Origin of the sequence: Dokdonella sp. (assembly GCF_051958935.1) — a bacterium.
Taxonomy (GTDB): domain Bacteria; phylum Pseudomonadota; class Gammaproteobacteria; order Xanthomonadales; family Rhodanobacteraceae; genus Dokdonella_A.
Window position 1 is genome coordinate 1 of sequence record NZ_JBQCFP010000121.1, and the last position, 2,786, is coordinate 2,786.

2 protein-coding genes are annotated in these 2,786 nt (G+C 68.1%); both read left to right on the forward strand.

The features are described from left to right. Positions 1-410: hypothetical protein (locus ACTHK2_RS11690; protein ID WP_440245890.1), on the forward strand; the 410-nt coding region annotated here is incomplete at its 5' end. A 75-nt stretch (positions 411-485) separates the two neighbouring features. Next, positions 486-2,786 (forward strand): PKD domain-containing protein (locus ACTHK2_RS11695; RefSeq protein ID WP_440245891.1); only part of this gene is annotated, 2,301 nt, incomplete at its 3' end.

Consider the following 2,786-nt stretch of genomic DNA (forward strand, 5'->3'; position numbering starts at 1 on the left):
TCGACCTGCAGAGCGTCTCCGGCGCGATCGCGATCCGCGGCACGCAGGGCCGCGTGCACGCGCAGACCGGCGCCGGGACCATCGAGGCGTCGTTCAACGGCGCACCGCAGGCGTCGCAGCAGCGCCTGGCCACGACCACCGGCAACATCGTGCTGGCGATCGACGACCACCTCGACGCGGCGCTCGAGCTCGCCACCTCCGGCGTCTTCGCGACCGAGTTTTCGCTCGAGGTGGAGCGCCTCGCCGGGCAGGAACCGAACAAACGCGCGCGCGCCGTCGTCGGCGCGGACCGCGCGCGCATCACGCTGGAGAGCCGGCGCGGCGAGATCCGCCTGCTGCGGCGCAGTGCATTCACCCCGCTGGGCGGCCCGCCCGCGGAGCAGGAGTACGAGGACAACGACAGCGACTGACGCGCGCCTGCGGGCGCCGTGTCCGATGGACGTCGGCAACGGTCAGACAGCCAACCTTCTGCTGGAGGAATCCGAATGAACCGCTTGAGAAGCGTCCTCATGGGTGCGGCACTGTCGGTGCTCGCCTGCGGCGCGGGGCAGGCCGCCCCTTCCGGCGCTGCGCGCGTCGAACTCGGCGAACCGGTCACGCCGATCGGCATCGACGTCGACCTGCGCACGCTGCCGGTCGTGCCGCAATGGCAGCCCGGCATGCCGATCAAGGAAGCGCACAAGCGCCAGTTCTTCCCGCTCGGCAAGCTCGATCCCGCCGCGCCGGACTGGATGGAAGCCGCACCCGACCGCCTGCCCGAACTGCAGAAGCTCTGGGACGACAACGCGCCGCCATCGGCGGTGCGGGCGGGAGCCCGGGGCCGCGTGAGCATCAACAATGGCTCGACCGGCGTGTCGCCGGGCGACCCGGTCGTCGACGTCAGCGCCAACTACATCGTCTACGGCATCAACGGCAGCAGCGGCACCAACTTCACCGTCTACGACAAGAGCGGCACCAAGCTCGCCGGACCGACCACGTTCTCCTCGCTCGCGCCGTCCGGCGACGGCTGCCGCACCTCGGTGAGCGATCCGATCGTGCTGTTCGATCGCCTCGCCAACCGCTGGTTCCTGCTCGAAATGGGCGGCACCTCGTCGGCGCCGAAGATGTGCATCTACATCTCCAAGACCGAAAACCCGGTGTCGGGCGGCTGGTGGTTCTACGGTTTCTCGACGCCGACGCAGAACGACTACCCGCATTGCGGCGTCTGGACCAATGCCTACGTCTGCACCGACAACGAAGGCGCGGCCAACGTGACCGCGTACGCCTACGACCGCGCGAACATGCTCAACGGCGCGACCGCGCGCGCGCAGCAGCGTTTCGCGAGCGTGCCCAAGCTCGCCGGCTACGGCTTCCAGGCGCTGACGCCGGCGACGTTCATGGGCGACAGCGCGCATGCGCCGCCGTCGAGCACTCGGCAGATCCTCGCGCGCCACAACGACGACGAGGCGCATGCCGGTTCGTCGGCCGACACCTCGCACGATTTCATCGACCTGTATTCGATCAACGTCGACTGGACGACACCGGCCAACAGCGGGATCACGACGCTGCCGCGCATCACGATCAGCGAATTCAACAGCTGGTTTCGTGACTACTCGACGTTCGCGACGGTGCCGCAACCCGGCTCGACCTCGCGCCTCGACCCGATACGCGAAGTCATCCTCAATTCGCTCGTCTATCGCAATCTCGGCACCTACGAGTCGATCGTGGGCCAGTTCGCGACCAACATGAACTCCGCGCGCAGCGGTACCACCGTCAACGCGGGCATCCGCTGGTTCGAGCTGCGTCGCACCGGCGGCGGCAACTGGACCCTGCAGCAGGAAGGCACGTTCGGCCCCGGCGACACCAGCACGCACCACCTCGAGGGTTCGATCGCGACCGACAACAAGGGCAACATCGGCCTCGGCTACAACGTCACGAAGACGAGCTCGCCGACGATCTACGCGACACTCGGCTACACCGGCCGCAAGGCGTCCGATGCCGCGGGCGTGATGACGCTCGGCGAGAACACCGTCGCCGCCGGCGCCGCCGCTGAAACCTCCGGCCGCTGGGGCGACTACTACCAGATGGCGGTCGACCCGAGCGACGACTGCACGTTCTGGATGGTCGGCATGTACCGTCCGTCGGGCAGCTGGAACACGCGCATCCAGGACTTCAAGTTCAACGATTGCGGCGCCGCGCCGAGCACTTGGTCGGTGTCGGGCACGGTGACGACGAGCACCGGCGTCGGCATCGCGGGTGTCACGATCAGCACCGGCGCCGCAAGCACGACGACGAATTCGAGCGGCGCGTACACCCTCGGCAGCCTCGCCAACGGCACCTATACGTTGACGCCGAGCCTGACCGGCTACACGTTCTCGCCGTCCAGCAGCAGCGTGACGATCAACGGTGCGAACGTCACCGGCAAGAACTTCACCGGCGCGACGACGACGAACAACCCGCCAGCCGCGAACTTCGGCGTGACGACCAGCGGCCTCACCGCGAACTTCACCGACAGCTCGACCGACAGCGACGGCACGATCGCCTCGCGCGCGTGGAACTTCGGCGACGGTGGCACCTCGACCGCGACGAACCCGAGCCACACCTATGCGAGCGCGGGCACCTACAGCGTGTCGCTCACGGTCACCGACAACGGCGGCGCGACCAATACGAAGACGACCTCCGTGTCGGTCAGCTCGCCGACCAACACGCCGCCGGTCGCGAACTTCAGCTTCACGACGAGCGGCCTCACCGCGAACTTCACCGACAGCTCCACCGACAGCGACGGCACGATCGCCTCGCGTTCGTGG